The organism is Cobetia sp. BMC6, assembly GCF_029991385.1.
In the GTDB taxonomy this organism is placed as follows: Bacteria; Pseudomonadota; Gammaproteobacteria; order Pseudomonadales; family Halomonadaceae; genus Cobetia.
On record NZ_JAKUMF010000001.1, the window covers coordinates 491116 to 516623 of the forward strand.

The 25508-nt window shown below is 63.7% G+C and carries 26 protein-coding genes; 17 read left to right on the forward strand and 9 right to left on the reverse strand.

The window, feature by feature from the left end; all coding sequences use genetic code 11:
- Nucleotides 1-93 precede the first annotated feature (93 nt).
- On the forward strand, nucleotides 94-1584 hold the full coding sequence (locus MKZ40_RS02100; RefSeq protein WP_217485786.1) for an MFS transporter: 1491 nt from the start codon (nucleotides 94-96) through the stop codon (nucleotides 1582-1584).
- Between the two features lie 56 nt (nucleotides 1585-1640).
- Here MKZ40_RS02100 and MKZ40_RS02105 read toward each other — a convergent pair whose 3' ends face one another.
- Together MKZ40_RS02105 and MKZ40_RS02110 are read right to left on the reverse strand one after the other, a co-directional pair.
- On the reverse strand, nucleotides 1641-2306 hold the full coding sequence (locus MKZ40_RS02105) for a 2OG-Fe(II) oxygenase (protein ID WP_175088516.1): 666 nt from the start codon (nucleotides 2304-2306) through the stop codon (nucleotides 1641-1643).
- A 197-nt stretch (nucleotides 2307-2503) separates the two neighbouring features.
- Nucleotides 2504-3133, reverse strand: a complete 630-nt coding sequence (locus tag MKZ40_RS02110) for a CoA pyrophosphatase (RefSeq protein ID WP_175088517.1) — start codon at nucleotides 3131-3133, stop codon at nucleotides 2504-2506.
- A gap of 142 nt (nucleotides 3134-3275) precedes the next feature.
- On the opposite strand from MKZ40_RS02110, the gene MKZ40_RS02115 reads away from it, so the two are divergent.
- On the forward strand, nucleotides 3276-3860 hold the full coding sequence (locus MKZ40_RS02115) for an NUDIX hydrolase (protein ID WP_175088518.1): 585 nt from the start codon (nucleotides 3276-3278) through the stop codon (nucleotides 3858-3860).
- Between the two features lie 52 nt (nucleotides 3861-3912).
- On the opposite strand, the gene MKZ40_RS02120 is transcribed toward MKZ40_RS02115, so the two are convergent.
- Nucleotides 3913-4224, reverse strand: coding sequence for an NGG1p interacting factor NIF3 (locus MKZ40_RS02120; RefSeq protein WP_166018843.1), 312 nt, complete (start codon nucleotides 4222-4224; stop codon nucleotides 3913-3915).
- A gap of 123 nt (nucleotides 4225-4347) precedes the next feature.
- On the opposite strand from MKZ40_RS02120, the gene ftsB reads away from it, so the two are divergent.
- The 14 genes from ftsB to MKZ40_RS02190 all read left to right on the forward strand — a co-directional run bounded on the left by ftsB (nucleotide 4348) and on the right by MKZ40_RS02190 (nucleotide 17416).
- Nucleotides 4348-4752 (forward strand): cell division protein FtsB, encoded by a 405-nt coding sequence (ftsB, locus tag MKZ40_RS02125; protein WP_225347115.1) that lies wholly within the window; start codon nucleotides 4348-4350, stop codon nucleotides 4750-4752.
- Complete coding sequence (locus MKZ40_RS02130) at nucleotides 4749-5546, forward strand: 2-C-methyl-D-erythritol 4-phosphate cytidylyltransferase (RefSeq protein ID WP_254626982.1); 798 nt, start codon at nucleotides 4749-4751, stop codon at nucleotides 5544-5546. Before ftsB ends, MKZ40_RS02130 begins: the two co-directional genes overlap by 4 nt.
- Before the next feature lie 85 nt (nucleotides 5547-5631).
- The gene (ispF, locus tag MKZ40_RS02135) at nucleotides 5632-6138 is read left to right on the forward strand and encodes a 2-C-methyl-D-erythritol 2,4-cyclodiphosphate synthase (protein ID WP_175088667.1); all 507 of its coding nucleotides are present in this window, start codon (nucleotides 5632-5634) and stop codon (nucleotides 6136-6138) included.
- The gene (locus MKZ40_RS02140) at nucleotides 6131-7306 is read left to right on the forward strand and encodes a tRNA pseudouridine(13) synthase TruD (RefSeq protein ID WP_348994674.1); all 1176 of its coding nucleotides are present in this window, start codon (nucleotides 6131-6133) and stop codon (nucleotides 7304-7306) included. The genes ispF and MKZ40_RS02140 overlap by 8 nt, the downstream gene beginning before the upstream one ends.
- Nucleotides 7307-7357: 51 nt before the next feature.
- Nucleotides 7358-8104 (forward strand): 5'/3'-nucleotidase SurE, encoded by a 747-nt coding sequence (gene surE, locus MKZ40_RS02145; protein ID WP_043331401.1) that lies wholly within the window; start codon nucleotides 7358-7360, stop codon nucleotides 8102-8104.
- Nucleotides 8105-8289: 185 nt separating this feature from the next.
- Nucleotides 8290-8946, forward strand: a complete 657-nt coding sequence (locus MKZ40_RS02150; RefSeq protein WP_254626994.1) for a protein-L-isoaspartate(D-aspartate) O-methyltransferase — start codon at nucleotides 8290-8292, stop codon at nucleotides 8944-8946.
- On the forward strand, nucleotides 8943-9896 hold the full coding sequence (locus MKZ40_RS02155) for a DUF368 domain-containing protein (RefSeq protein ID WP_282627764.1): 954 nt from the start codon (nucleotides 8943-8945) through the stop codon (nucleotides 9894-9896). The genes MKZ40_RS02150 and MKZ40_RS02155 overlap by 4 nt, the downstream gene beginning before the upstream one ends.
- Nucleotides 9889-11142 carry a peptidoglycan DD-metalloendopeptidase family protein gene (locus MKZ40_RS02160; RefSeq protein WP_254626983.1) on the forward strand — a complete coding sequence of 418 codons (1254 nt, stop codon included), beginning with the start codon at nucleotides 9889-9891 and terminating at the stop codon, nucleotides 11140-11142. The genes MKZ40_RS02155 and MKZ40_RS02160 overlap by 8 nt, the downstream gene beginning before the upstream one ends.
- Before the next feature lie 61 nt (nucleotides 11143-11203).
- A complete protein-coding gene (rpoS, locus tag MKZ40_RS02165) occupies nucleotides 11204-12181 on the forward strand; it encodes an RNA polymerase sigma factor RpoS (RefSeq protein ID WP_175088520.1) in 978 nt (325 codons plus the stop codon).
- A 374-nt stretch (nucleotides 12182-12555) separates the two neighbouring features.
- Nucleotides 12556-13926, forward strand: coding sequence for a TolC family outer membrane protein (locus tag MKZ40_RS02170; protein WP_175088521.1), 1371 nt, complete (start codon nucleotides 12556-12558; stop codon nucleotides 13924-13926).
- Nucleotides 13927-14306: 380 nt separating this feature from the next.
- Complete coding sequence (gene alr, locus MKZ40_RS02175; RefSeq protein WP_175088522.1) at nucleotides 14307-15458, forward strand: alanine racemase; 1152 nt, start codon at nucleotides 14307-14309, stop codon at nucleotides 15456-15458.
- Between the two features lie 60 nt (nucleotides 15459-15518).
- Entirely contained in the window at nucleotides 15519-16436 is a 918-nt protein-coding gene (lpxL, locus tag MKZ40_RS02180; protein WP_175088523.1) for an LpxL/LpxP family Kdo(2)-lipid IV(A) lauroyl/palmitoleoyl acyltransferase, read from the forward strand.
- 8 nt (nucleotides 16437-16444) lie between these two features.
- Nucleotides 16445-16828, forward strand: coding sequence for a hypothetical protein (locus MKZ40_RS02185; RefSeq protein ID WP_175088524.1), 384 nt, complete (start codon nucleotides 16445-16447; stop codon nucleotides 16826-16828).
- Nucleotides 16829-17254: 426 nt separating this feature from the next.
- Complete coding sequence (locus tag MKZ40_RS02190) at nucleotides 17255-17416, forward strand: DUF1328 domain-containing protein (protein ID WP_043331394.1); 162 nt, start codon at nucleotides 17255-17257, stop codon at nucleotides 17414-17416.
- A 173-nt stretch (nucleotides 17417-17589) separates the two neighbouring features.
- On the opposite strand, the gene MKZ40_RS02195 is transcribed toward MKZ40_RS02190, so the two are convergent.
- The 5 genes from MKZ40_RS02195 to MKZ40_RS02215 form a co-directional block, all read right to left on the reverse strand.
- Nucleotides 17590-18939, reverse strand: coding sequence for a DUF2254 domain-containing protein (locus MKZ40_RS02195; RefSeq protein ID WP_175088525.1), 1350 nt, complete (start codon nucleotides 18937-18939; stop codon nucleotides 17590-17592).
- A 291-nt stretch (nucleotides 18940-19230) separates the two neighbouring features.
- Entirely contained in the window at nucleotides 19231-20892 is a 1662-nt protein-coding gene (ettA, locus tag MKZ40_RS02200) for an energy-dependent translational throttle protein EttA (protein ID WP_175088526.1), read from the reverse strand.
- A gap of 193 nt (nucleotides 20893-21085) precedes the next feature.
- Nucleotides 21086-21331 (reverse strand): hypothetical protein, encoded by a 246-nt coding sequence (locus MKZ40_RS02205; RefSeq protein WP_175088527.1) that lies wholly within the window; start codon nucleotides 21329-21331, stop codon nucleotides 21086-21088.
- A gap of 300 nt (nucleotides 21332-21631) precedes the next feature.
- Complete coding sequence (locus tag MKZ40_RS02210) at nucleotides 21632-22072, reverse strand: PAS sensor domain-containing protein (RefSeq protein ID WP_043331389.1); 441 nt, start codon at nucleotides 22070-22072, stop codon at nucleotides 21632-21634.
- 296 nt (nucleotides 22073-22368) lie between these two features.
- Entirely contained in the window at nucleotides 22369-23652 is a 1284-nt protein-coding gene (locus tag MKZ40_RS02215; RefSeq protein ID WP_254626984.1) for an MFS transporter, read from the reverse strand.
- 378 nt (nucleotides 23653-24030) lie between these two features.
- On the opposite strand from MKZ40_RS02215, the gene MKZ40_RS02220 reads away from it, so the two are divergent.
- Nucleotides 24031-24354, forward strand: a complete 324-nt coding sequence (locus MKZ40_RS02220) for a SelT/SelW/SelH family protein (protein ID WP_175088529.1) — start codon at nucleotides 24031-24033, stop codon at nucleotides 24352-24354.
- A 27-nt stretch (nucleotides 24355-24381) separates the two neighbouring features.
- Here MKZ40_RS02220 and MKZ40_RS02225 read toward each other — a convergent pair whose 3' ends face one another.
- Nucleotides 24382-25407, reverse strand: coding sequence for a zinc transporter ZntB (locus MKZ40_RS02225; protein WP_175088530.1), 1026 nt, complete (start codon nucleotides 25405-25407; stop codon nucleotides 24382-24384).
- Nucleotides 25408-25508 lie beyond the last annotated feature (101 nt).

Sequence of the window (25508 nt, forward strand, 5' to 3'; positions counted from 1 at the left end):
CGTATTCACGCAGGGAAAACTTCCCCTCCCGACGATATCCGCACCTTGCGGCATTGGCTGATCGCTGACTGGCGGCCGGCCGAGGATCTGGTCATGCCCCGTCATCTGCTGTTGATGTCCCTTGCGCCCCTGCTCGGCCTTGCCTTGCTGGGGATCGGTAACGCCATGCTGACCTCGTTGGTCCCGTTGCGGCTGTCTGCCGCCGGTGTCTCGAGCGAGGCGATCGGCCTGATCAGCTCGGCCTACTATCTGGGCCTCGGGCTCGGCGCGCTGGTCAACGACCGCCTGCTGCTGCGCATCGGCCATATCCGCGCCTATGCCGGCTTCGGCTCGCTGGTGGCGGTCGCGGCTCTGGCCATGGGGTTGGGCGATCACCCGGTGGTGTGGTTCCTGCTGCGCATGATGATCGGCTGGTCGCTGGTCGGGGTGTATCTGGTCATCGAGAGCTGGCTGCTGAGCGCTGCCGATCCCGCTGTGCGCGGGCGTCTGCTGGCGCTCTACATGATCGTGCTCTATGGCGCGGGGGTGCTCGGTCAGCTGCTGCTGGGCGTGACTGCCATGCTGAGCCTCGAGGCGGCCTTCATGCTGGTGGCGATGCTGGCGGCGGCCTCGGTATTGCCGCTGGTGCTGCTGCCGCGTGTCTCGCCGCTGATCGAACAGTCCGAGCCCCTGAGCCCGTGGCGCCTGATTCGCATCACGCCGACAGGCGTGTTCGGCTGCCTGGCCTCGGGGCTGGTGGTGGCGGTCATCTATAGCCTGCTGCCTCTGGCGTTGGGCGATGGCGGTATCCTGAGCACCGCGGAGATCGGTCAGCGCATGGCGCTGGTGATTCTCGGCGGCATGCTGCTGCAATACCCCATCGGCCGCTGGTCTGACAGCCACGATCGCCAGCAGGTGCTGATCATCCTGTCGATCGCCATCGTCGGCTTCGCCGCCTTGCTGATGGGGCCGGCGCGCGAGGGCATCGCCCAGCTGACGGTGCTGTTCCTGCTCGGCGGTGCCGCCTTCACGCTCTATCCGGTGGCGGTCAGCCATGCCGCCGACCGTGCGCCCGCCGGTGCCCTGGTGCGGATGAGTCAGGGCCTGCTGTTGATCAATGCGGTGGGGTCGACCCTGTCACCGCCGGCGGTATCGCTGCCGATGGCCGAGATGGGCGCGATGCCCGGCATGGCGCTGAGTCTGGCGGTGATGGGGGGCGGCATGCTGCTCTTCTTTGTCTGGCGGCGTGTGATGCGTCCGGCGCCGCAGCCGTTGGCGCCCTTCGAGACCCATGCTCCGCAGACACCGCTGGGCACCGAGCTTGTGGTCGGGCCTGAACTGGTCGAGGCCGCCGAGGAGCACCTGCGTGACGCCGAAGCCGATGACCCGCTGGTCGAGGTCACGCGTGAGCTGGTCGCTGATATGCCGGAGCTGATCACGGAGGCCTCACTGGACAGTCTCGAGGAGATCGAGGTCAAGGAGGAGCAGGCGCTGCACGACGAGCAGGCCTTGAATGATGAGCAAACATTGCAGGTTGTGCAGGCCTCGCAGGACGCGCAGCGGCAGGGGCCGCCACGCGATGACGCGCCGCTGGCGCGCGGCTGAGGGCCACTGGCGCGGTGCTGTCCAGACCTGTCTGGCCGGGACTTCCCGCCCGGGAATCAGCGTGCGGGATCGACCAGGTTGCCCTGTGAGCTGTTGCGCCGGAACCAGCCGGTGACACTGGCGCGCGCCTGATGCGTCGGCAGCACCTCATGGGGGATCTGCTCGGAGAGGAAGCACACGAAGGTGCCGGCCTCGGGGGTGACGCGTGCCATTTCGCTGCTGTCATCCTCGGGGTCGTAGAGCACGATCTCGCCGCCGCCATCGCGCGGCCAGTCCTCATTGAGATAGAGCACGCTGGAGATCAGGCGGTTGCCGCGGCCGCGAAAGCTGTCGAGATGCTTCTTGTAGAAGCTGCCGACCGGATAGTGGGCGAAGTGGGCCTCATACTCGAACAGCCCCAGATAGAGGGCGCGGTTGAGCTCATCCTTGAGCACGTTCATCGCTTCCAGGTAGGCGCGCTGGGCGCGTGAGTTGCGGTCCAGCCAGCGAATCGCGTCGCCACGGATGTCCGGGCGCAGATCATTCTCGCGCCCGCGACCGATACCCGCCGCTGTCAATTGCTGCCGCGTCTCCAGCGCCGTCAGTTCATCATTGAGCTGAGCGATGACCTGCCGCGGCAGGAAGTCGGGGCGCACGCTGTAGCCATGCTCGACCAGTTCATCGATCAGCAGGTTGAGTGCGACAGGGTCCAGCAGTGGGGCGGGTGCAGGTGCAGCGGGCATCAGGCGCTCCGAACGGGAAGTGGCGTGGCATCGTGGGCGAGGAGTTATAGTCCAGTGCCATTGTCGGTGCAATATCGTCGGGGCAATGGCAGTGCTGCAAAGCCATCAGGGCAATGGCGAGCCGCTCGGCGGGAACACACCTTGTCTGGTTCAGCTGCTCAGGAGCTCAGTAGCTCAGGAGTTCAGGATCTTGAGCTTCAGGGCCGAGGCGGCACGGGGCGCGGCGGCAGATGGCGCAGCGGGGCACCGGGCGGTGGCGCTGCCTTGAGGCTCACGGCATGGCCGAAGCCGATGGCCATCAGTTCGACCAGCATCATCGAAGACAGTCCCCACAGTACCTGGTCGGCCACACGATAGCTGGGCACGTACCAGGTCTCGTCACCGACGGTGATCACGTCGGTATGCTCGCGCTCGTCTCTCAGCAACATGCTCAGCGGCATCTCGAAGATCTGCTCGATCTCGCTGGGGTCCGCGCGCAGCGGCAGGTCGGCGGGAATGCGTCCGACAAAGGGCGTGACACGCATGCCGTGCAGGGAAATCACGTCGCTCAGCTGGCCGAAGACCTCCACGGCGCTGGGCGGCAACGCGACTTCTTCCTCGGCTTCGCGCAGCGCGGTGGCCAACAGGTTGCTATCATCGGGTTCGGCCTTGCCGCCGGGGAAGGCCACCTGGCCGGGATGCTCGGTGAGATGGCTGGCACGCCGCGTCAGCAGCAACGTCGGTTCGGGACGATCGATCAGCGCGATCAGGACGGCGGCGCGTGGCAGCTGGTGGTCAGTCGCGAGGGGGTGATGTGCTTGCAGGCGTTGGCGCAGGGCTTCTAGCATGTCGTTTCCTCGTAGTCATCCATCATGTGGCGCGAGGGTCCTGCCGGTCAAGGCGACTGCCATGCCGCCGGGCCCACCGCGCAGCGAGGAAGCGGAGACGGGATGTCACTGAAGGGCGCCTTGAGATTTCATGGGAGAGCGAATGAATTATTGCAGTCACTGTGGTGAAACGGTGCGTCTGGCAGTGCCGCAGGGCGATGATCGTCTGCGCTACCTGTGTGACAGCTGCGGCACCATCCATTATCAGAATCCGCGCATCATCGCGGGCACCTTGCCGGTACAGGACGGCAGGGTGTTGCTCTGTCGGCGTGCCATCGAGCCGCGGCTGGGGTATTGGACCTTGCCGGCCGGCTTCATGGAGAACGCCGAGACCACCAGCGACGCCGCTGCTCGCGAGACACGGGAGGAAGCCGGCGCCGAGGTCAAGCTGCAGGGGCTCTATACGTTGATCGACCTGCCGCATATCAATCAGGTCTACATGCTGTTTCGGGCCGAGCTGATCAGCGACTACTCGGCGGGCGTCGAGAGTCTCGAGGTGGCGCTGTTCAGCGAGGAGGAGGTTCCCTGGCAGTCGCTGGCCTTCCCGACTATGGAAGTCACGCTGCGCCGCTACTTCGAGGATCGCCGCCACGGCGAGGGTGACGAGCATTTCCCGCTGCATCTCGAGCAGATCGACCTGGAAGCCCGCGAGCACTTCTTCAACACCACCTTCCTGCCCGCGAGCTAGATCGTCTGGCCATTGCTGACCTCGCGTGCCTCGTTCTTCGGGGGACGCGGGGTCAGAACGTTTCCAGTCGCCAGCAATCGAAGGCGACTTCTTCATAGGGATGGGCGTCGCGCAGCGCCGCCACGGCAGCGGCGATGAGCGAATCGTCACATACCAGCTCTATCTTCAGTTCGGCGACGCGCTCCAGCGTGCCGCAGGTCCCGATATGCGGATTGGCGCTGGCCAGTGGCCGAAACTGGCCGGTGCCGCGTGTCTCGAAGCAGCAGGCCTCGTAGTCGCCGATGCGCCCTGCACCGGTGGCAAAGACGGCTTCCTTGACGTGTTCGGCGTCATTCTCCGGGACGAAGAACGCAAGCTTGTACATCGGATGACTCCTGGCAGAAGGGTGAGAGGGCGCTGTCATCAGGTGGCCCTGATCGACAGGGGGGCGTCAAGCGTGGCAACGGATGCTGGCAGTGCCTGCGTCGCGCTCCCGGATGATGGCATAATGCGCGCTGCAACGGCCAAGGACATCGCCATGCTCAAATGGATCAATATCTCACTGCTGCTGCTGCTGGCACTGCTCCAGTATCGGCTGTGGTGGGGCGAAAATGGCATCACCGAATTATTCGATATTCGCGCACGCGTGCAGCAGCTGTCCAAGGAAGATGCGGTGCTGGACAACCGCAATCAGCGACTCGGTGCGGAAGTGGTCGACCTCAAGAATGGTCTGGCGGCCATCGAGGAGCGTGCACGCAATGACCTCGGCATGGTGCGCAAGGACGAGCAGTTCCTGTGGGTGCCCAATGTCGCGGTGCCGGAACGCAAGGCGCCATCACCCGATGAAGTGGCGGACGGTGCGCTGGAGGGCAAGGGCCTGGAAGGCGGGCTGCCCAAGGTGATCACGCCATGATGCCGACAGACGCCTCGCGCGAGCCCCGTCTGTGGTATCTGGTGCCGGCCGCCGGCGTGGGCAGCCGCATGCAGGCCGACCGGCCCAAGCAGTATCTGGAGCTGTCGCCCGGCGGCTGCGTGCTGGAGGCGACGCTGGCGACGCTCAAGCGCGCGCTGCCCGAGGCAGGGCTCTGTCTGGTGCTGGGCGCCGACGATAGCTATTTCACGCCGTCGATGGTGCCGTGGCAGGACTGGCTGCGCGCCGATGGCGGCAGCGAACGTGCCGACAGCGTGCTGGCGGGCCTGGATTGCCTGAGCCGCCACGCCCATGACGATGACCTCGTGCTGGTGCACGATGTCGCGCGTCCCTGCGTTCGCGAAGCCGATATCCATGCGCTGGTCGCGACCGCTCGCCGCAGTGCCGATGGCGCCATCCTCGCGGCCCCCGCCAGCGACACCATGAAACGCGCCGCGCCGGCCGTCGACTCGCGTCCGCATGGCGATGGCGGTGGCGATGAAGAGCGTGCGCCGAGCATCGCGCACACCGAATCCCGCGTCGGCCTGTGGCATGCCTTCACGCCGCAGGCCTTCCCGTTGGGCCTGTTGCGACGGGCGCTGCGTGAAGCGCTTGGGGAGAACCCCGCGCTCATCACGGATGAGGCCTCGGCACTGGAGGCCTGTGGCCGTGCCCCCGTGCTGGTCGCCGCCGCCCGCGACAATCTCAAGATCACCCATCCGGAAGACCTCGCCATGGCGCGCCTGCTGCTGGCCGCGCGCGAGGCGCTTCCCGATAGCCCCCGGACGTCTGCCTGACATGACTGAGCAATCTGCAACACCCGCTGCTGCCACTTCCTCCGCGCAATCTGCGACCTCTCCCCAACAGGCTGGCCATGTGCCGATGGCACTGCGCATCGGCCACGGCTTCGATGTGCATCGCTTCGGCGATGGCGATCACCTGATGATCGGGGGCGTGAAGATCGCCTACGAGCATGGCTTCGTGGCGCATTCCGACGGTGACGTGCTGCTGCATGCGCTGTGCGATGCGCTGCTCGGCGCCTGTGCCATGGGCGATATCGGCAAGCATTTTCCGGACACCGACAGCGAGTGGTCCGGCGCTGATAGCCGTGACCTGCTGCGCCATGTGATCGGGCTGGTCAATGCCGCCGGTTTCGGGGTCGGCAATGTCGATCTCACCGTGCTGGCGCAGGCGCCGAAGATGGCGCCGCACATCCAGGCGATGCGGGAAGTGATCGCCGAAGACCTGCGCGTGCCGCTGGCGGTTGTCAACGTCAAGGCCACCACCACCGAGCGGCTCGGCTTCACCGGTCGCAAGGAAGGCATCGCCGCCGAGGCCGTGGTGCTGCTGGGCGCGCTGCCAGCCGCGGGCGGAGCCGAGCATGTCTGAAGTGAATGACATGTCTGAGTCGCCCGAGGCGAATGCGCTGTTTGCCGAGGCGCTGGCGGCACTGGACGCTGCGGGCAGCGAGGCGTGGGTCAAGGAAGCCGAGTTGATGCAGCGCTGGCCGCATGCGCATGGCGGCCCGCTGGGAGCAGGCGACTTCCGCCACACGCCCGAGGACTTCCGGGTCACCGAGCTGATGGACTTCGTGCCCGAAGGCCACGGTGAGCATCAGTGGCTGTGGGTCGAGAAACGCGGCCTGACCACCGATGAGCTGTGCCGTGAACTGGCCAGCCTGTGCGAGGTCGCGCCGCGTGATATCGGCGTGGCCGGTCTCAAGGACAAGCAGGCGATCACCCGGCAGTGGGTCTCCGTGTGGTTGCCGGGGCGTGAAGCGCCGCAGGATCTCAGCGATGCGTTGGCCGAGAAGGGCGTCCGCGTGCTGGCCAGCGTGCGTCATCCGCGCAAGCTCAAGCGGGGCGTGCATCGCGGCAACCGATTCGCGCTGCGTGTCAGCGGTGAGGCCGTCGCGCATCCCGAGTTCGAGGCGCGCTGGCAGACGCTGATACGCGATGGTGTGCCCAACTATTTCGGGCCGCAGCGCTTCGGTCATCAGGGACATAATCTCGGTCGGGCACGTGCCGTGCTGGTGCGTGGCTGGCGCAAGCGCGATGACCGCAGCGGCATGCTGCTGTCGACCGCGCGCAGCTTCCTGTTCAATGAGGTGCTGGCTGCGCGCCTCAAGGCGAATTGCTGGGCGACGGCGTTGAGCGGAGAGGTATTTGCGCTCAACGGGACGGGCTCACGCTTCATCACCGACGGCAGCGAGTCGGCCGAGACGCTGGCGCAGCGTCTGGCGAGTGGCGATATTCATCCCACTGGCCCGCTGTGGGGCACCGGGCGTGCGGAGGCTCATGCGCAGGTCGCCCAGCTCGAGCAGGTCCTGGCCACGCGTTGGCCACAGTTGTGCGAGGGGCTCGAGAAGGCCGGCGTCAAGACGGAGCGTCGTCCGCTGCGCCTGATGCCCGGCAAGCCGCGTCTGGAGTGGGATATCACGCCAGAGCAGGCGCACGCCGAAGGCAGTGAGGCCAGCGTCTGGCTGCATTTCGATCTGCCGCGCGGCAGCTTCGCGACGGGCCTGTTGCGTGAACTGATCGCCCACCCGCTGCTGTAGTGCCGTCAGGTGACATGACGACTATCCGATGATTCGCAAAGGAGTGAGATGATGCGCAGGATTCTGCTTTCCAATGATGATGGCGTGCACGCTCCGGGGCTCAAGGCGCTGCATGACGCGCTGGCCGGGCAGGCACGCATTCGTGTGGTCGCGCCGGACCGTGACCGCTCAGGAGCCAGCAACTCGCTGACGCTGAGTCGGCCGTTGTTGCTGTCCGCGATGGAGAACGGCTTCTACAGCGTCGACGGCACACCCGCGGATTGTGTCTATCTGGGCGTCAATGGCGTCTGGGACGAGAAGCCTGACATCGTGATTTCCGGCATCAACCATGGTGCCAACCTGGGCGATGACGTGCTGTATTCCGGCACAGTGGCGGCGGCGATGGAAGGGCGCTCGCTGGGCATGTCGGCAATCGCGATGTCACTGTGCGGCAAGACCCACTTCGAGACCGCCGGACGCGTGGCGGCGAGCCTCGTCGGCGCGGCCGAGACTCTGGCATTGCCGCCGCGCTCGTTGCTCAACGTCAATGTGCCAGATGTGCCGTGGAGCGAGATTCGCGGCTTTCGCGTCACGCGTCAGGGCCATCGTGGCCCAGCGGGCGCCCCGATCGAGGTCAAGGACCCGCGTGGCCGCACCCGCTACTGGATCGCGCTGGCCGGCGATGGCATCGATGATGGTGACGACACCGACTTCGCCGCCATCGCGGCGGGCTATGTGTCCATCACGCCGTTGATGACGGACCTCACCTCCCATGGGGCGCGCCATGATGTAGCGCAGTGGCTCGAGGCGTTGACCTGAGCGATGCAGCGCCAGGCAAGGCTCAAGATTTCGCTGTGAAGTCCTCGCTCGACAGGATATGAATCAAGACCATGAAGGACGCGTATCAGAACGCTTTCCCGCTTGCGCAGTCAGACAGCGCAGCGGGAATCGCCGGGCCCTTGCATCTCAGGCGACCGGACACGGCGCAGCTGAGCGGTATCGGCATGACGTCCCAACGCACGCGAGACCGCATGGTGGCGCGCCTGGAGGATGCCGGCATTCGTGATGAGCGGGTGCTGGAGCTGATGGCCAGTGAGCCGCGTCACCTGTTTCTCGATGAGGCGCTGGCGCACCGTGCCTATGAAGATACCGCCCTGCCGCTGGGGCAGGGGCAGACCCTGTCCCAGCCTTACATGCACGCCCGCATGACGGAGCTTGCCCTGGCGCAAGCACCGCGCCCGCGCGAAGAGTGTCGGGTGCTGGAGGTCGGCACCGGTTCGGGCTATCAGACATTGCTGCTGGCGCGTCTGTTCGCTCGGGTGTCTTCGCTCGAGCGCATCGCCGTGCTGCATGCCAGGGCCGTTCAACGCCTTGGCTGGTTCGGGCTCGACAATGTCGAGTTGCGCCATGCCGATGGTGGCCATGGTTGGCAGGACGATGACTCGGCATTTGATCTGATCGTGGTGACCGCCTGCGCACCGCATCTGCCGCAGGCGTTGTTGAAGCAGTTGGCCCCGCAGGGGGTGATGATCGTGCCATTGGCCGAGGACGACAGTGACCGTCAGTGGCTGACACGAGTGCGCCGCGTCGGCGACACTCAGGATATTCAGCGGTTCGAGGCCGTGCGCTTCGTGCCGTTGCTCGAGGGAGTGATCAGGTGAAACGAGCTTTGAGCGTGTTCTTCAAGGGCGCTGGCATGGGGGCGGCGGATGCCGTGCCCGGGGTATCAGGCGGCACGATTGCCTTCGTGACCGGCATCTATGAAGAATTGATCGAGTCCATCAAGCGCTTCGGCCCCTCTGCCATCGGCGTATGGCGTGAGCAGGGCTTCAAGGCGCTGTGGCAGCATTTGAATCTGGCCTTTCTGCTGCCGTTGGTTGCTGGCATCTTCGCCAGTCTGATCAGCGTGGCGCATCTGGTGACCTGGTTGATGGAGGCGCAGCCGCTGCTGCTCAACGCCTTCTTCTTCGGGCTGGTAGTGTGCTCCGGGGTGGTGGTCGCGCGGCGTATCACCACCTTCCGGATCGGGTATCTTGTGTGGTTGGCGCTGGGTCTGGTGCTGGCCAGCAAGCTGCCCAGCCTGTTGCCTGCCGCCACCGATGCCTCCTGGGTGCTGGTGGTCGGCGGTGCCATCGCCATCAGTGCCATGCTGCTGCCGGGCGTTTCCGGCAGCTTCCTGTTGCTGACCATGGGCCTCTACGGCACGGTGATGACTGGCATCAAGAGCTTCGATCTGCAGCTGATCGTGCTGTTTGGCAGCGGCTGCGCCATCGGGCTGTTCACCTTCTCGCGTTTGTTGTCGTGGTTGTTTCGTCATCATCACACCGCGACACTGATGCTGCTGACGGGCTTCATTCTCGGCTCGCTGCCGGTATTGTGGCCGTGGCGCACCATCACCGATTATCGTCTGGGGCCCAAGGGTGAACAGGTTCCGCTGGATTACCACTTCATGATGCCGGATACCTACACCAGTGTGACCGGTGAGCCTGCCCAGCTGTGGGCGGCACTCGCCCTGATGCTGGCCGGCGTATTGCTTGTCTGGTTTGCCGGAGAACGCTCCGGCCCGGATGACGACTCCAGCAATTCCCGCAAGGAGCAGGAACATGCGTGACAGGATGGACAAGGGAATCAAACTGACGTTGGCAGGTCTGGCGCTGGGTGCGCTGACAGCCTGCAGCACGGCGACCACTCGCCCGCAGGTTCAGGACCTCAACGCCGGCAATGCGCGTATCACCTCCGACACCTATACCGTTCAGCGCGGTGACACCCTGTATGGCATCTCCTGGCAGAGTGGCCAGGATTTCCGGGATGTGGCGCGCATGAACGGCTTGAATCCGCCCTACACCCTGCAGCCGGGGCAGACGCTGCGTCTGGACCCCAATACCCAGCTGCCGGCGAGTGGGGCGGGCGCTTCCGGTACGAGCGTCGCCTCGAGCGGTGGCGTCGTTGCCACGCCGATGGGCGGGGGCAGCGATGGTTCGATCGCCGGCGGCAGCGAACTGCCGGACTGGCTGGCGCCGGATGAGTCCGCCATGGCTCAGCAGCAACAGCGCACCAGCCAGGCCCAGTCGCTGACGACCGGCTCGAGTGGCGTGTCATCGGCCGCCACCGGGGCCGCGGCGGCGGCCGGGCTGGGGCCTGTCTACCAGGAAGGCAGTGAAGAAGCGCTCGCCGAGACGGCGCGCAACGCCGCCAATGACAGCGCAGAGCAGGTCAGCAGCGGTGCTGCGCAGGCCAGTAGCTCGGCTAGTCAGACAGCCAGCCAGACGGCCAGCGAGGCAGCTGCCAGTGCGGCCGCCGCCCAGGCCGAGGCGCGCAAGGCCGCCAAGGAAAAGGCCGAGCAAGCCGCCGCTGCCGCCGCGGCAGAGCGCGAGAAAGCGGCCGCTAGCGTGAAAAATGAGGCTGCCAAGGTTGAAAAGGGCACCAACGTCGCTGGCGAAACCGCCAAGGCTGCACCGGCCAAGAAGACCTATGTTCCGGTAAAAAACGTTGACTGGCAGTGGCCTACGCAAGGCGAGATCATCGGCAAGTTCGGTGAGTCCGAGAGTGTCACCGGCGGCATTGATATCGCTGGTCAAAAGGGGCAACCTGTCAAGGCAGCAGGGCCGGGAATCGTGGTCTACGCCGGAAGCGGAGTACGTGGTTACGGTAACCTCATCATTCTCAAGCACAACGACCGCTATTTGAGCGCCTACGCCCACAACGACACTTTGCGTGTATCAGAGAACGATGTGATCGACGCCGGACAGGTCATCGCCACTCTGGGAGCCACTGACGCTGAACGTGCGCAGCTGCACTTCGAGATTCGCGAGGATGGGCAGCCCAAGGACCCATTGAAATTCCTGCCTAAACGCTGATTCCCACCGCTGCCACAACAACAAGTTCCTGGCACCAGACCAGAGACAACGGGGTATCGACATGAGCATGCTGGAAAAGGATATCGATCAGGCTGAGGTTGAGTTGTCCCTTGAGGATGTCGAGGAGGACGACGATACGCTTGAGGCAGAAGCGGAAGAGGCGGCATTCGAACGCGCCTTGAATCGTGAAGAGCGCAAGCACTACCAAAGCCTGGATGCGACCCAGATCTACCTCAACGAGATCGGTTTTTCCCCGTTGCTCAAGCCCGAGGAGGAGGTCTACTTCGGGCGCCTGGCACAGGCGGGCGACCCCGCCGGCCGCCAGCGCATGATCGAGTCCAACCTGCGTCTGGTGGTCAAGATCGCGCGGCGCTATCTGAACCGTGGTCTGTCGCTGCTCGACCTGATCGAGGAGGGCAATCTGGGGCTGATCCGCGCGGTGGAGAAGTTCGACCCTGAGCGCGGCTTCCGTTTCTCGACCTACGCCACCTGGTGGATTCGTCAGACCATCGAGCGGGCGCTGATGAATCAGACGCGCACCATTCGTCTGCCGATTCATGTCGTCAAGGAACTCAACATCTATCTGCGTGCCGCGCGCCAGCTGACCCAGAAACTGGATCACGAGGCCACCGCGGAGGAGATCGCCGACTTCCTGGACAAGCCGGTCGATACCGTCAAGAAGATGCTGGGGCTCAATGAACGCGTGTCATCCGTCGACTTTCCGATGGGCGGCGAGAGCGACAAGCCGCTGATCGAGACGATCGCCGACGAGAATGACACCAGCCCGGAGTCCAGTCTGGTGGATGTCGACGTCAAGGCGCATGTCGATGAGTGGTTGGCGGAGTTGACCGAGAAGCAGATGGAAGTGGTGGTGCGTCGCTTCGGGCTGCGTGGTCACGAAGCCGCGACGCTGGAGGAAGTGGGCGAGGAAATCGGTCTGACGCGGGAGCGGGTCCGTCAGATTCAGGTCGAGGCGCTCAAGAAGCTGCGACGCATGCTCGAGAAGCAGGGGTTGACGCTCGAATCCATCTTCGAATGATGCGCGGGCACCCTCGTCATGGCTGTCGGTGCCTTGATGCAGGTTGCCAGTGAAAACGGCCCGCTCGTGATTTGAGTGGGCCGTTTTCATATTGTGTCATCATTATACTGGCAGAGTGGGGTGTTCTGACGTTCGAGCGCAGGGTGCTCCCTGACATTGTTGTCAATTTGGAAACGCTGTATCGTGCAATAAAGTTAGCCAACTAACTGGACGCCCAAATGGGTGGCGATTAGACTAAGGCCACTTTTTCACGACTCGCTTGAGCAGGGCTGAGGCAGTAGTCCAGCCGATGTGTGAGCTACCTTTTACCTTGTCCTGGTGCTTTCGAGGCGCCATGCAGGTCACGACTGTCACTGATCAGGAACAACGCATACATGGCCAACATTCGCATACTGCCACTGGTGCTGGCGATGGGTTTTGCGACCCAGGCTCAGGCTGCCAATCTGCTCGACATCACCCGTGATGCATTGACCCACAATGCCAGCCTGTCCTCCTCTCGCTCGCTCTATCAGAGCGTCGAGGACAATGAGCGTATCGAGCTTGCTGACCTGTTGCCCCAGATCACTGCCACGGGGACCGTGTCGCGTACCGATGTCACCGGCAATTCCCAGAGCGGCACCGAGGGCGATTACACCGACAGCAACATCGTGGTCAACGTGAACCAGCAGCTGTTCGATGCCGCCGACTGGTATGAGCTCGCGACCAGCAAGGACACCACCCGTCAGCAGAAATTGCTGCTGGATTCCGATCAGCAGCAGCTGCTCTATGACGTGGCGTCTGCCTATTTCACCATTCTGAACAATCGTGATGTGCTCGATGCGCGTATTGCTCAGGAAAAGGCCTTTTCCCGCCAGCTGGACCAGGCCAATCAGCAGTTCGAGGTCGGTTTGATCGCGATCACGGATGTGCAGGAAGCCAGGGCATCCTTCGATGATGCGCGCGCCCAGCGCATCGCGGCCGAAGCCGATCTCCAGGTCAGCTTCGAGGCCCTGCAGCAGTTGACGGGCCAGCAGTACGATTCCATCGATGGCCTGGAAGAAGATCTGGCGATCGAAGCGCCGGTGCCGGCCAGCCGCAGCAAGTGGGTCGAGATGGCATTGTCCAACAATCCGCTGATCGGTGCTGCCAAGAAGGGTGTCGATGTCGCCAGAGGCGATGTGAAGACCTCCCGCGCAGGCCACCTGCCGGAAGTCGGCGCCTTCGCGACCTACTCCTACGATGAAACCGACATCGATACTGCCGGGGGGTATCAGGAATACAACCAGATCGGTATCCAGGCCTCCCTGCCGATCTATACCGGTGGCCGCACCTCCGCCCAGGTACGTCAGAGCACTCATCTGCTCGAGCAGAGCCAGTACGACCTGCTCGACCAGCAGCGCTCCACCACCCAGAGTGTGCGCTCGCTCTACAGTCAGGTGCGCAGCGACGTCCTGACCGTCAAGGCGCGAAAGCAGGCGATCGTCTCCAGCCGCACTGCACTGGAAGCGACTCGCTCCGGTTATGAAGTCGGCACGCGCAACATCGTCGACGTGCTGGACGCCGAGCAGACCCTGTATCAGGCGCTGGCGGACTACGCCTCTTCACGTTACACCTATGTGCTTGATCTGCTCAACCTGCGTCAGGCGGCAGGTATCATCGATATCAACAGCGTGCGTGACCTCAACGAGAGCCTCAAGGCAGATCGTCAGGTATCACTGGTGCTGAATGATGAGAGCTCCGACGAGCTGGAAAACGCGACGCCCTGATCGTTCCGCGCTGGCTGTCGCCACGTACTGCATGCACCTCCACAGGCCCTGCCTGCGGGGGTGCATGCATTTTGGGAGCATGCGTTTGAGGGCATCAATTGGTCAGGCCACTGATCGCCAGGCATGTGTTCATCAGGCAAGTGATGACTAGCCAGAAAGGCGCCGAAAATCAGCGTGCAAGGGCAGCGCGGCCTGGAAGCAGGTGGCTTCGTGGCGGTGTTGGTCTAAAATCCTGTATTTATTTTGACAGGCGGTGGTTTCTATCGGTGATCTGGGGAAAGTTTGGTGGTTTGTAGCGTGACCTGACGGCGATGATGGAAAATAATTGAGGGGCTTGCTCTGCTGTCTGTCATCTTCCCCTATCACTCTGGAGTCCCCTCATGTCCCGCCCACTGCGCGCTGATATTGATCTCGATGCATTGCGTCACAATTATCAGCTGGCCTGCGAGCTGGCGCCGCATTCGCGCGCCCTGGCCGTCATCAAGGCGGACGCCTACGGGCATGGTGCGGTGGCGTGCGCGCAGGCACTGGCGGATCTCGCCCCCGCCTTTGCGGTGGCCACGATAGAGGAGGCGCTGGCGCTGCGGGCTGGCGGCATCTCTCATCCGGTCGTGCTGCTTGAGGGGGTGTTCGAGGCCGCGGAGTACGCCTTGGCGGCCGAGCATGACTTCTGGTGCGCCATCCACAGCGAATGGCAGTTGGCGGCCCTCGAACAGAGTGAGCTTGCGCAGCCGCTGTCCTGCTGGATCAAGTTCGACTCGGGGATGCATCGTCTCGGTTTCACGGCGGAGCAGGTGCTGGACGCCAAGGCGCGCCTCGAGGCGTGTGGCAAGGCGCGTGACCTGCACCTGATGACGCACTTCGCCAGCGCTGATAGCCTGACACCGGACTACTTCCAGCAGCAGATGGCGGCGGTGACGGCTTTGGCGGCCGATGCGGGGCTACCGCTGTGTCTGGCCAATTCACCGGCGACGCTTGCCTGGCCAGAGACGCATGCGGCCTGGAACCGTCCGGGGATCATGCTCTACGGGGCAGATCCGCTGGAAGGCGCCAATGACGCCAGCCGGCGTCTGAAGCCGGTGATGACGCTGTCTTCGGCCATCATTGCCGTGCGTGAGATCGCCATCGGCGAGCCGGTAGGGTACTCGGGCCGCTTCGTGGCGACGCGTCCGACGCGTATCGGTGTCGTCGCCTGCGGCTATGGTGATGGCTATGACCGCCACGCCGTGGATGGCACGCCAGTACTGGTGGATGGTCAGGAAACGGTGCTGGCCGGCAAGGTGTCGATGGACATGCTGACGGTGGATATCACCGACCTGCCCGAGGCGGGAGTCGGTTCACGGGTGGTGCTGTGGGGCGAGGGGCTTGAGGTCAATCGCGTCGCCGCCAGCTGCGATACCATCAGCTATACACTGCTCACGGGGCTGCTGCCGCGCGTGCCCAGACACTACCATGGCGGTGTTGGCAGTGTGGCGGACGACCAGGATGTCGCGCAATTGGCCAGCGCTCAGCCGCTGGATACGCACGCCTGACCTGACGGCAAGGCTCGCGCGGTCTACAATGGCCGCCGTTGCCCGTCGAACGAGAGAGTCATGGCCAAGAAGAGCTATCCCGAGAGTTTTGCACACCCCCGCTACTGGCTGACCTGGCTGGGCATCGGTGCCATGAAGGCTTCGGCCTATCTGCCCTGGTGCGCCAAGTTGTGGCTGGGGCGTGGCCTGGGTGAGCTGGCATGGCGCTTCGGCAAGCGTCGTCGTCATATCACCGACACCAACCTCAAGCTGTGCTTTCCCGAGTGGAGCGAGGCGGAGCGCGCGCGTCAGGTACGCAAGACCTTCCACGCCAACGGCATCGGTATCTTCGAGACGGCCACCGGCTGGTGTCGTGATCCTGAGCACATGCGTGATCGCGTGACCTTCAAGGGGCAGGAGCACATGGAGCGCGCCATGGCCCGGGGCAAGGGGGCGCTCATCGTGGGCATCCACTTCTCGACCCTGGATCTGGGCGGCGCACTGCACTCGCTGTTCTTCCCGGCCGATGTCGTCTATCGCCCCCACGACAACCCGCTGTTCGAGCGCTTCATGACCCGTGCGCGCAATGGCATCTTCGGCACCGCCATCGATCGTCACGACCTGCGGGGTGTGGTACGTCGCATCAAGAGTGGGCATGGCGTGTGGTATTCACCGGATCAGGACTTCGGTCGCGAGGTCAGCGTCTTCGCGCCGTTCTTCGGCATCGATGCCGCCTCCATCAAGCTGACGGCCAAGATCGCCCGCATGACGGGCGCGCCGGTGATGCCCTTGATGTTCCACCGCAATCCGGACAATCGTACCTATACGCTGGAGTATCTGCCGGCGCTGGACGACTTCCCGAGTGGCGATGACGTCGCCGATGCCACGCGCATCAACGCCTTCATCGAAGGGGCGATCCGCAAGCATCCCGAGCAGTATCTGTGGCTGCACCGTCGCTTCAAGACACGTCCCGAGAAAACCGATCCGTCCCTGTACTGAGGTGAATCATGAGCAAAGACATCTCTTATCACGTCACCCTGGCCGAGGTGGAAGCGCGGCTGGCCGCTGGCGATACCTTCGTGCTCAATCAGGTCGCGGAATGGTGCCCGGATTGCACCGAGCGTCAGCGTCCGGCGCTGCCCGCCTTCGAGGCGGCGCTTGCCCGTGGCGGTCTGCCACTGGTGACCTTATGCGTGCAGCAGACCCGTGGGGTCTATCTCAGCGATGCACATGCTCAGCTGAGTGAGCGCATCGGCGGCGCGGGCTATCCGCGCACCTTGCTGGTTCGCCATGGCCAGCCGGCGAGCCTCGACAGTGGATTGAACCGCGTCGAGGTGATGAGCGAGCCTGATCTCGTCGCCTACGCCGAGGCCTTGATCGCCGCACTGTAGACCGACACCCCTGGCATCGATCTCCCTCTACTGTCAGGGATGACGCGAGTGATGCACAGCAAAGACCCCCGTTCGGCGAGATGCCGAGCGGGGGTCTTTGCTGTGTAAAGCGGCACCCGACAAGCAACATCACCTGCCCGAGCTGCATGCGTGCGGTCAACCGAGTGCCGCCTGTCGTGTACCTATTACAAGACGTGCGGATGACGGGACAGGCTTTCAACCCATCAGAAGGGCTGGGGAAAATTCTTTTACCGAACTGCGACATCATGTTGACAAAGCTTTAGTTTATTACCATCTTGGCAATAACGAGTCAGGGGCTGACACGCCTCCTGATCGCCGTTTTCAGCACTCTGGAGTGCGCCTGAGGTGTCATCCGTCAGGGTCTGACTCCGCCGCGACAATTCTCACATGACATAAGGAACTGACATGCTCAACTACGCCATCATCTTTCTGATCGTCGCTGTCATTGCCGCAGTGCTGGGTTTCGGCGGCATCGCCGGCACCGCAGCGACCATCGCCAAGGTCCTGTTCGTGATCTTCCTGGTGCTGTTCCTGGTGTCCTTCTTCAAGAGCCGCCGCAAGCCGTGAGGCTCTGATTCCCTGCCACGGGTCAGATTGACGGCAACCGGCCGCAAGCCCGCCATGTGATCGGATGGACGACTTTGAGACAGTACGGCTCACGGACAGCATGACTCACAGACAACAACGCCCGCGATGGTGATCGACCGTCGCGGGCGTTGCTCGTTCAGGCGCTGGCCTTTTCACCACTGAGGGCTGGGCAGATTCAGGCGATGGTGGCCGGCCTGCAGGCCATGCTCGATGAAGCGGCGATCCACCTCGAATTCGGCCTGGACGAGAATCGCCTCCACCACCTTGTCGGCATGCTGTTGCAGCAGCACCAGATGGCCGTATTGCGCACCCATCAGCGACAGGGTCTTCAGCAGCTCCAGCAGGGCCAGGCAGATCGAGAGGTCGTCACGGCCATAATGCAGAATCGGCGTGATGGAGCGGTAGAGGAGGCTTGCGAAGGACTCCATCTGCCAGCTGACGCGAACGGCCTTGTGATCATCCACGCAACAGTTGCACAGCGGTACCGACATGCGCTCGCTGAGCAGCTCCGTCAGCTGGTGCATGCACAGCCGTGCCGTGCCGGGGTCATTGATGCCGGGCGACAGCGCCTTGATGGCGACTTCCATCAGCTGGGTCAGGCCGTGCTCGTGCAGGTCCTCGACGGACTCCCCATCCAGATAGCCAAGCGCGGCACGCAGGTTCTTGATCAACACGGCCTGTTGCTCTTCATCGAGCTCTTCCCCTGCCGTCGCGCCCTCTGGCAGGCCGTTGGGCCACTCGATGCGCATCAAGGGCATGCCGCTGACGATGAAGGCGCCCAGCGCGAAATCCAGATGCACCACCATGTCATGCTTGATGGCCAGCTGGCGCAGCGCCGAGAAGTCGACCTGCTGGATGTAGCCACGCCGGCGTGCCCGCAGCAGCTGGCATTGGTCGTCGTCACGGCTGACCTCGCGCTCGCAGAAGCCATCGTCACGATTGCGCTCACGCAGGCGCTCCAGGGAGAGGCGAGTACGACCGGACAGGCGCCGAGCAACGGCGTTGATCTGCACCGACTGCGAGACCTGATGGATGAAGTAGACGAACATCCCCAGGCAATTGACCATCATCAGCACGCCCAGATAGACGGCCAGCGAGCGCCACAGGGTCGGGGAGTCTCCCGTATTGGGCACCATCAGGTTGACCAGCAGGAACAGCAGACTGCCCAGGTAGTGGCCGAGCACCAGCTGGTGGTGGCGCTCGGTCACCAGGCCCAGCAGCAGCTTGTGGGAGAACTGCGCGCCTGCCTGGGTTAGCACGCTCATCACCATGGTGAAACTGAAGACCATCAGCGAGATCAGGCCGCCGACCAGCGCCGCCAGCAAGGTGCGCGGGGTGTCATGTTCCTTGAAGGTCAGTGCTTCGAAAAAGTCGCTGTTCGGCAACGAGGAAGGATCCGGCAGCCCGGAAGGCATCACCGAGATCAATCCCAGCAGGGTATAGACCATGGCCAGCATGCTGGGGAGATAGGCGATGCTGGTGGTCCAGGTTCGCAGCCACATGAGGGGGTGCTGTAGCCAGCGATTCATAGACGATTCCCGAGCGGATGAATTGGCAAGCTCCTGTTATGACGGCTCGCGCCGATCACTGCAAGTCAGCATGACGTGCTGGCAGAAGGGGTCTGGAGCTGAGGAGGGGGGGGGAAGAAGCAGAACAGCGCAGACAGAGCGGACGAAATGGAACGGACAGACTGGAACGGACAGCAGGGCCCGATGGCAAGACGCCCCCACCGGGTGAGCGGTGAGGGCGTCTAGCGGCTTGCGTCGATCAGCGTGGCTGACCCCGCCGGCTCATCAGGCGTCGATACGCTTGTACTTCATGCGCTTGGGAGCATCGTTGCCGACGCGCGCGTGATAGTCCGCTTCGTACTCGGTATAGCTGCCTTCGAAGAACACCACGTTGGAGTCACCCTCGTAGGCGAGGATGTGGGTCGCGATGCGATCCAGGAACCAGCGGTCGTGCGAGATGACCATCGCACAGCCCGGGAAGGCCAGCAAAGCCTCTTCCAGCGCGCGCAGGGTCTCGATGTCCAGGTCGTTGGACGGCTCATCCAGCAGCAGCACGTTGGCAGCCTGCTTCAGGGTCTGGGCCAGCTGCAGACGGCCACGCTCACCACCGGACAGATCAGACAGACGCTTCTGCTGGTCGGTGCCCTTGAAGTTGAAGCGGCCGACATAGGCGCGCGACGAGACTTCATGGCCATTGATGTTGAGCATGTCCTGACCGCCGGAGACGGCTTCCCAGACGGTCTGATTGTCTTCCAGGCCATCACGCAGCTGTTCGACGTAGGCGACCTTGACGGTCTCGCCCAGCACGACTTCACCGCTGTCCGGGGTGTCCTTGCCGGTCACCAGCTTGAACAGCGTGGATTTACCTGCACCGTTGCCGCCGACGATACCGACGATGGCACCCGGGGGGATGGTGAAGGACAGATCATCGAACAGCAGCTTGTCGCCGAAACGCTTGGTGACGTTGTGCAGCTCGATGACCTTGTCGCCCAGACGCGGTCCCGGCGGAATGTAGATCTCGTTGGTCTCGTTGCGCTTCTGGAAATCACCGGACTGCATTTCCTCGAAGCGGTTGAGACGCGCCTTGCTCTTGGCCTGACGGCCCTTGGGGTTCTGACGAACCCATTCGAGCTCCTGCTGGATGGCCTTGTTGCGTGAGGCTTCCTGCTTGGCTTCCTGTTGCAGGCGAGCGTCCTTCTGCTCGAGCCACGAGGAATAGTTGCCTTCGAAGGGAATGCCCTGGCCACGGTCCAGCTCGAGAATCCAGCCGGCGACGTTGTCGAGGAAGTAGCGGTCGTGGGTGATGGCGACCACGGTGCCGGAGTAGTCGTGCAGGAAGCGTTCCAGCCAGGCGACGGATTCGGCGTCCAGGTGGTTGGTCGGCTCGTCCAGCAGCAACATGTCCGGGCTCGAGAGCAGCAGACGGCACAGTGCGACTCGGCGGCGCTCACCACCGGACAGCACGCCGACATTGGCATCCCACGGCGGCAGACGCAGCGCTTCGGCAGCCACTTCCAGCTTGCGCTCGAGGTTGTGGGCGTCGGAGGCCTGGATCAGGTCTTCCAGCTTGGCCTGACGCGCGGCGAGGGCGTCGAAATCGGCGTCCGGCTCGGCATAGGCGGCATAGACTTCATCAAGTTCGGCCTGGGCGTTCTTGATGTGGGCCAGGGATTCTTCCACGCACTCGCGCACGTTCTTGGAATCATCCAGTTCCGGCTCCTGGGGGAGGTAGCCGACATTCAGACCCGGCATGGGACGTGCTTCGCCGTTGTAGTCCTGATCGACGCCGGCCATGATGCGCAGCAGCGAGGACTTGCCCGAGCCGTTGAGACCGAGCACACCGATCTTGGCACCCGGGAAGAAGGACAGCGAGATGTCCTTGAGAATCTCGCGCTTCGGGGGAACGACCTTGCCCACCCGGTTCATGGTATAGACGTATTGCGCCATGGAATCCCAATTTGGTTGGAGAATGGAATGACGCGCAGATGATAGTGCCCGGCGTCACGCTTGGCCAGCCGGGCAGCCTGTGCCAGGCGAGCGCGGCGACTCACTGCATGACATTCCCTGTCCTGACGTCGATCCCTTCCATGGCCTGACCGCTCCCCGGCATCCCTTCCCCTGCACGCCGCTGGTGGCGAGCTTACTCCTCTTCGCCCCAGTCGCTGGCGTCGATCAGGTCATCGTCGTCGGCTTCATCGTCCCAGCCTTCGCGGATGGAGCGAGCCAGGGCGCGCTCCTCGAGCAGGGCTTCAAGACGTTGGCGAGAGTCATTGCGTTGTGGCTTGGCAGGTGCGCTGGAGGAAGACAGCTCGAAATCCACTTCGGTGGGGCTGTCTTCGGCGAGTGCCGTGGCATCGATATCATCGAGGAATTGTTCACGGGCCATGGGCGGACCTCACGATCTTGGAACGACCTGCCCGATATCCAGCGCCTGGACTGGCCTGTGACACCGGGCACCGCCAGCGGCGATGCGCCGAAGGCTCTCTGGCTATATACCGCCCGTCGGCGAGGATGACAAGCCTTTCGCTCGGCCTGTCAGGGCTTTCGCCAACGGCCAATGGCGAGAGGCCCCATAACGACAACGCCCACCGGTGGGGTGGGCGTTGATGGTGCCAGGCGGCACCTGATCTTCAGTGACTGCTCTGCAGTGACCGTTCTTCAGTATGCGGCCTTCAGCGTCCGGCGGTCAGTTGGACTCGCTGGGGTGCTCCGCGCGCAGGCGTTCCAGCTCTTCCTTGGCGGTCATCAGGCCGGTGACATCCTTCTGGACACCGACGAAATACTGCAGATTGTCATGCTCATCGAAGACAGGTGTCATGGAAAGTTCATTCCAGAACAGGCTGCCATCCTTGCGATAGTTGCGCAGTATCTCGCGGCACGGGCGCTTGTCGCGCAGCGCAGCGCGGATGTTGTCCAGCTGCGGCTGATCGCGGTCATCATTCTGCAGGAAGCGGCAATCGCGGTAGAGAATCTCGTCGGCGCTGTAACCGGTGAGGCGCTCGAAGCCCTGATTCACGTAGATCAGGATGTTCTCGTCGCCTTCCTGTTCCGCCACCACGATGCCATCGTCCGAGGCATTCACGACTCTCTCGAGCAGCTCGGGGCTGATCATGTGGGGTCTTTTCATCTGACTCTGATCCTTGCGGCTTAAGAACCCGGCCCTGAAGACCGAGCCCGAGAGTACGGGTATAGGGTGCCTGTCCGTGTGCCCGGACATTCCAGCACCATGATCGGTTTCACTATGGCGGGGAGACGCGGCTTATGCAATCGCAGCCGCTAATGTGACAAGGCCCGACATGGTTGTCAGGCCCTGTCAGCGTTGGAGTCGATCAGATGAAGAAGGGGAGAGAGGGGTAGCAGGGGTAGCAGGGGTAGCAGGGGTAGCAGGGGTAGCAGGGGAGCCGTCACGCCCGCCCCGGATGCTCAGTCGTCCTCCACCTCCGGCAAGCGCCGCGCGCAGAGTGCGGCGCAGGCCGCGACGACCGCCAGAATCATCAGCAACCATTCACTGCCCAGCCACTGGGCGAGCCCGCCGATCAACAGCCCCAGTACCAGCATCAGCACGCCGGTCAGGGTGTTGGAGAGCGCGACATAGAGGGCGCGATTGTCAGAGGTGGCGAGATCGACCACGTAGGTCTTGCGCCCCAGGCGGATACCGGCATGGGCGATCACCAGCAGACCGTAGACCAGTGCATAGCTCCAGATGCTGTCGGCCAGCGCCTGTGGCCACCAGGCCATGCTGCCGGCCAGGGCGCAGCAGACGGCAGCGCCGGCCCCTGCGTTGCGCATCACGCGGCGGCTGGAGGTGTCGGCCAGCCTGCCCCAGATGGGACTGGCCAGCATCCCGGCCAGTCCTGATACCACCACCAGCACGCCCAGACCACCCAGACTATCACCGCTCTGCTGCTGGCCGAGCAAGGCGATATAGGGCAGTGCCAGGGCGCTTGAGAGCAGCAGGGCGCGTGCCAGATTGAAGTTGCGAAAGGCGGCGTCATGCTTGAGCTGGATGACCCCGTCGCGCACCGTCTCCCAGGCATTGGCGCCGCCGCTGGTGGCACCGCTGTCCTCGCGGATCATGGCGGCGCACAAGGCATTGAGTGTCCAGCCCAGCGCCGCGATGGCCATCAGTATCGCCAGCACCTGCTGCCCGGGCTGCTCGCCCAGCAGCATCAAGGCGACGCCGGCCAGCAGGGTCATCGCCCCCGCCACACTGCCACTCCAGCCCATCAGGCGCCCACGGCGCTGCTTGGCGATGGTCTTGCCCAGCACGTCCTTGGTGGCGATGGAGGCCACCCCGCGCCCGAGCGACAGCAGGATCAACAGGACCAGTACCAGGCTGCCCGCGAGGGTGCCATCGAGTCCGTGACGCGCGGCGAAGTTGCCCTCGGCAAGCAGGGTGATCATCACCAGCCCCAGCGCCATCAAGGCCTGGGTGGAGGCCCCGGCGACCCACACCCACTTGCGTTGCGGCAGCGGGCGAATGAAGCCTGCCACCAGCAGTTGAGGCAGCAGGGCGCCGGCCTCGCGAATCGGCACCAGCAGTCCCACCATCCACACCGGCGCCCCGATCAACCCCAATAGCCACGGCAATACCAGTCGTGCACTGGCCATCTCGTCGGCAAGCTTGGTGCCCAGCGAGGCCAGCAGGTGACGCCAGAAGTTGCCGGGCTGCTGGTGACAGGCATCCTCGGAGATGTCCTTGCACATGCGCGAATCTTCATCGCCGGTCATGCGCTCGAAGAAGCGACTCTGTCCGCTGCCCGACGGCCTCTCGTGGGCTTTGTCTGCAGACTCCCGCTCAGTCTCGCGGTCTTTAGCGTCTGTCGGTGAGGAGGCCTCGGTTGAGGAAGGCAGGGGTGACATGTGGCCAGGGCTCCGCTATCGGCGTCGTTTACGGGAAGTCGTGATGCAGATCACGTCCGTACTGCCGGTTGAAGAAGGATCGATCGCAGTGCGACCTCAACTGAATGAATGACTGCGCCGAGTATAGTTTATGTACAGTTTGTGTGTAGCTTTATGGTCTTGACCATTGCGCGACAGTGCAGTGAAGTGATCATTACATCATTGATTGGAGCAGGCACCACCATGGATCAGGCATCCACGCTGAAAGTCCGGATTCACTACTGCACCGGCTGCAACTGGCTGTTGCGAGCGGCCTGGTATGCACAGGAACTGCTGTCCACCTTCGGGGAAGACCTCGGTGAGGTGGCCTTGGCGCCGAGTCACGGCGGCCATTTCGAGGTGCTGTGCCAGGCCACTCCAGATTCGGAGTGGCTGGTGTTGTGGGAGCGCAAGCGCGACGGCGGCTTCCCTGACAGTCGTGACCTCAAGCAACGCGTGCGTGATGTGCTCGATCCTGAGCGCGATCTGGGTCATATCGACCGCGCCAGTCGTGAGCAGGGCGCGTAAGCAGCGCTTGCTCCGCCTTGGGCGCGCTCACCACCACTTCTTGCGCTTGAGCAGCCACAGCTGCATCGCCACCACGCCCAGCGTGATGCCGACGAAGGCAGCGAAGCCCCACTGGCTGTCGCTGCCCGGTATGCCGCCGACGTTGACCCCCAGCAGGCCGGTGAGAAAGCCCAGCGGCAGGAAGACGGCGGTGATGACCGACAGCAGATACATGCGCTGGTTGAGCTGTTCGTTGTGCTCGCTCATGCGCTGTTCATGGATGATCAGCGCGCGTTCCTGCATGGCCTGAAAATCCTCCACGTAGCGCGACAGCTGGTTGGCGATCTCGCGCAGGTCCAGACGCGCCTGTTCATCGATCCACAATGGCCCCTGGGAGAGTTGTGCCAGACAGTCGCGCTGCGGCCCCATGAAGCGTCGCAGGGTGATCAGGGGACGCCGCAGGCGCGTAATGTCATCGGGGTCGATCTCGACATCATTGAGCTGGTCTTCCTCGAGGATGGCGAGCTGCTCATCGAGGCGATGGCTGAGCTCCGCCACGCGATCGACCAGCGCATCGCTGAGCATCGCCAGCAGCCAGGAGATGCTTTCCGCGCCCTGGCCGGCTTCCAGTTGCTCACGCACCTGAGTGATCGACTGGAACGGCCGGCGGCGCAGGGTGATCAGACGGGTCGGGCTCATCCACAGGCGCAGTGACAGCAGGTCTTCCGGCGCGGCGCCGGGATTGAGGTTGATGCCGCGCAGCGTGGTGACCATACCGCCGCCGAAGCGCGCCACGCGCGGGCGGGTGTCCAGCTCGGTCAGGGCCTCGATGCTCGGCTCATCCAGCTGGGCAAGGTCGTCCAGATAGTCATTGACGTCACCGCGAGTGTAATCGAGGTGCATCCAGATCAGCGCGTCGGGGTCCTGCCATTGCTCGCGCAGGCTGTCGTCATCGAGCAGGCTGGCGCCGCCCTTGCCATCCAGGCGATAGGCGCTGACCAGTGCCGTGGTCGGGGCATCTCCCGCGGGGAGCACAGGTGTCGGCGCGGCTTGCGGATCGGTGGCATCAGTCATTCACGAAATTCCTTTTTGGTGGCGCGGCTTGCAGCAGCGGGCAGGGCACGCGATGCTCGAATGTCAGGCCGTGGGCAGTGTCGCTGCCATCGCCATGCCAC

What these genes read in the sequence shown, in the direction of transcription:
- ettA (WP_175088526.1), bottom strand. Translation starts at nt 20,892, where the DNA reads ATGGCGCAATACGTCTATACCATGAACCGGGTGGGCAAGGTCGTTCCC.
- MKZ40_RS02130 (WP_254626982.1), top strand. Translation starts at nt 4,749, where the DNA reads ATGATGCCGACAGACGCCTCGCGCGAGCCCCGTCTGTGGTATCTGGTG.
- MKZ40_RS02105 (WP_175088516.1), bottom strand. Translation starts at nt 2,306, where the DNA reads ATGCCCGCTGCACCTGCACCCGCCCCACTGCTGGACCCTGTCGCACTC.
- ispF (WP_175088667.1), top strand. Translation starts at nt 5,632, where the DNA reads ATGGCACTGCGCATCGGCCACGGCTTCGATGTGCATCGCTTCGGCGAT.
- MKZ40_RS02170 (WP_175088521.1), top strand. Translation starts at nt 12,556, where the DNA reads ATGGCCAACATTCGCATACTGCCACTGGTGCTGGCGATGGGTTTTGCG.
- MKZ40_RS02160 (WP_254626983.1), top strand. Translation starts at nt 9,889, where the DNA reads ATGCGTGACAGGATGGACAAGGGAATCAAACTGACGTTGGCAGGTCTG.
- MKZ40_RS02205 (WP_175088527.1), bottom strand. Translation starts at nt 21,331, where the DNA reads ATGGCCCGTGAACAATTCCTCGATGATATCGATGCCACGGCACTCGCC.
- MKZ40_RS02220 (WP_175088529.1), top strand. Translation starts at nt 24,031, where the DNA reads ATGGATCAGGCATCCACGCTGAAAGTCCGGATTCACTACTGCACCGGC.
- MKZ40_RS02210 (WP_043331389.1), bottom strand. Translation starts at nt 22,072, where the DNA reads ATGAAAAGACCCCACATGATCAGCCCCGAGCTGCTCGAGAGAGTCGTG.
- surE (WP_043331401.1), top strand. Translation starts at nt 7,358, where the DNA reads ATGCGCAGGATTCTGCTTTCCAATGATGATGGCGTGCACGCTCCGGGG.
- MKZ40_RS02115 (WP_175088518.1), top strand. Translation starts at nt 3,276, where the DNA reads ATGAATTATTGCAGTCACTGTGGTGAAACGGTGCGTCTGGCAGTGCCG.
- MKZ40_RS02225 (WP_175088530.1), bottom strand. Translation starts at nt 25,407, where the DNA reads ATGACTGATGCCACCGATCCGCAAGCCGCGCCGACACCTGTGCTCCCC.
- MKZ40_RS02185 (WP_175088524.1), top strand. Translation starts at nt 16,445, where the DNA reads ATGAGCAAAGACATCTCTTATCACGTCACCCTGGCCGAGGTGGAAGCG.
- MKZ40_RS02100 (WP_217485786.1), top strand. Translation starts at nt 94, where the DNA reads ATGCCCCGTCATCTGCTGTTGATGTCCCTTGCGCCCCTGCTCGGCCTT.
- alr (WP_175088522.1), top strand. Translation starts at nt 14,307, where the DNA reads ATGTCCCGCCCACTGCGCGCTGATATTGATCTCGATGCATTGCGTCAC.
- MKZ40_RS02110 (WP_175088517.1), bottom strand. Translation starts at nt 3,133, where the DNA reads ATGCTAGAAGCCCTGCGCCAACGCCTGCAAGCACATCACCCCCTCGCG.
- MKZ40_RS02190 (WP_043331394.1), top strand. Translation starts at nt 17,255, where the DNA reads ATGCTCAACTACGCCATCATCTTTCTGATCGTCGCTGTCATTGCCGCA.
- MKZ40_RS02195 (WP_175088525.1), bottom strand. Translation starts at nt 18,939, where the DNA reads ATGTGGCTGCGAACCTGGACCACCAGCATCGCCTATCTCCCCAGCATG.
- MKZ40_RS02140 (WP_348994674.1), top strand. Translation starts at nt 6,131, where the DNA reads ATGTCTGAAGTGAATGACATGTCTGAGTCGCCCGAGGCGAATGCGCTG.
- rpoS (WP_175088520.1), top strand. Translation starts at nt 11,204, where the DNA reads ATGAGCATGCTGGAAAAGGATATCGATCAGGCTGAGGTTGAGTTGTCC.
- MKZ40_RS02120 (WP_166018843.1), bottom strand. Translation starts at nt 4,224, where the DNA reads ATGTACAAGCTTGCGTTCTTCGTCCCGGAGAATGACGCCGAACACGTC.
- lpxL (WP_175088523.1), top strand. Translation starts at nt 15,519, where the DNA reads ATGGCCAAGAAGAGCTATCCCGAGAGTTTTGCACACCCCCGCTACTGG.
- ftsB (WP_225347115.1), top strand. Translation starts at nt 4,348, where the DNA reads ATGCGCGCTGCAACGGCCAAGGACATCGCCATGCTCAAATGGATCAAT.
- MKZ40_RS02215 (WP_254626984.1), bottom strand. Translation starts at nt 23,652, where the DNA reads ATGTGCAAGGACATCTCCGAGGATGCCTGTCACCAGCAGCCCGGCAAC.
- MKZ40_RS02150 (WP_254626994.1), top strand. Translation starts at nt 8,290, where the DNA reads ATGACGTCCCAACGCACGCGAGACCGCATGGTGGCGCGCCTGGAGGAT.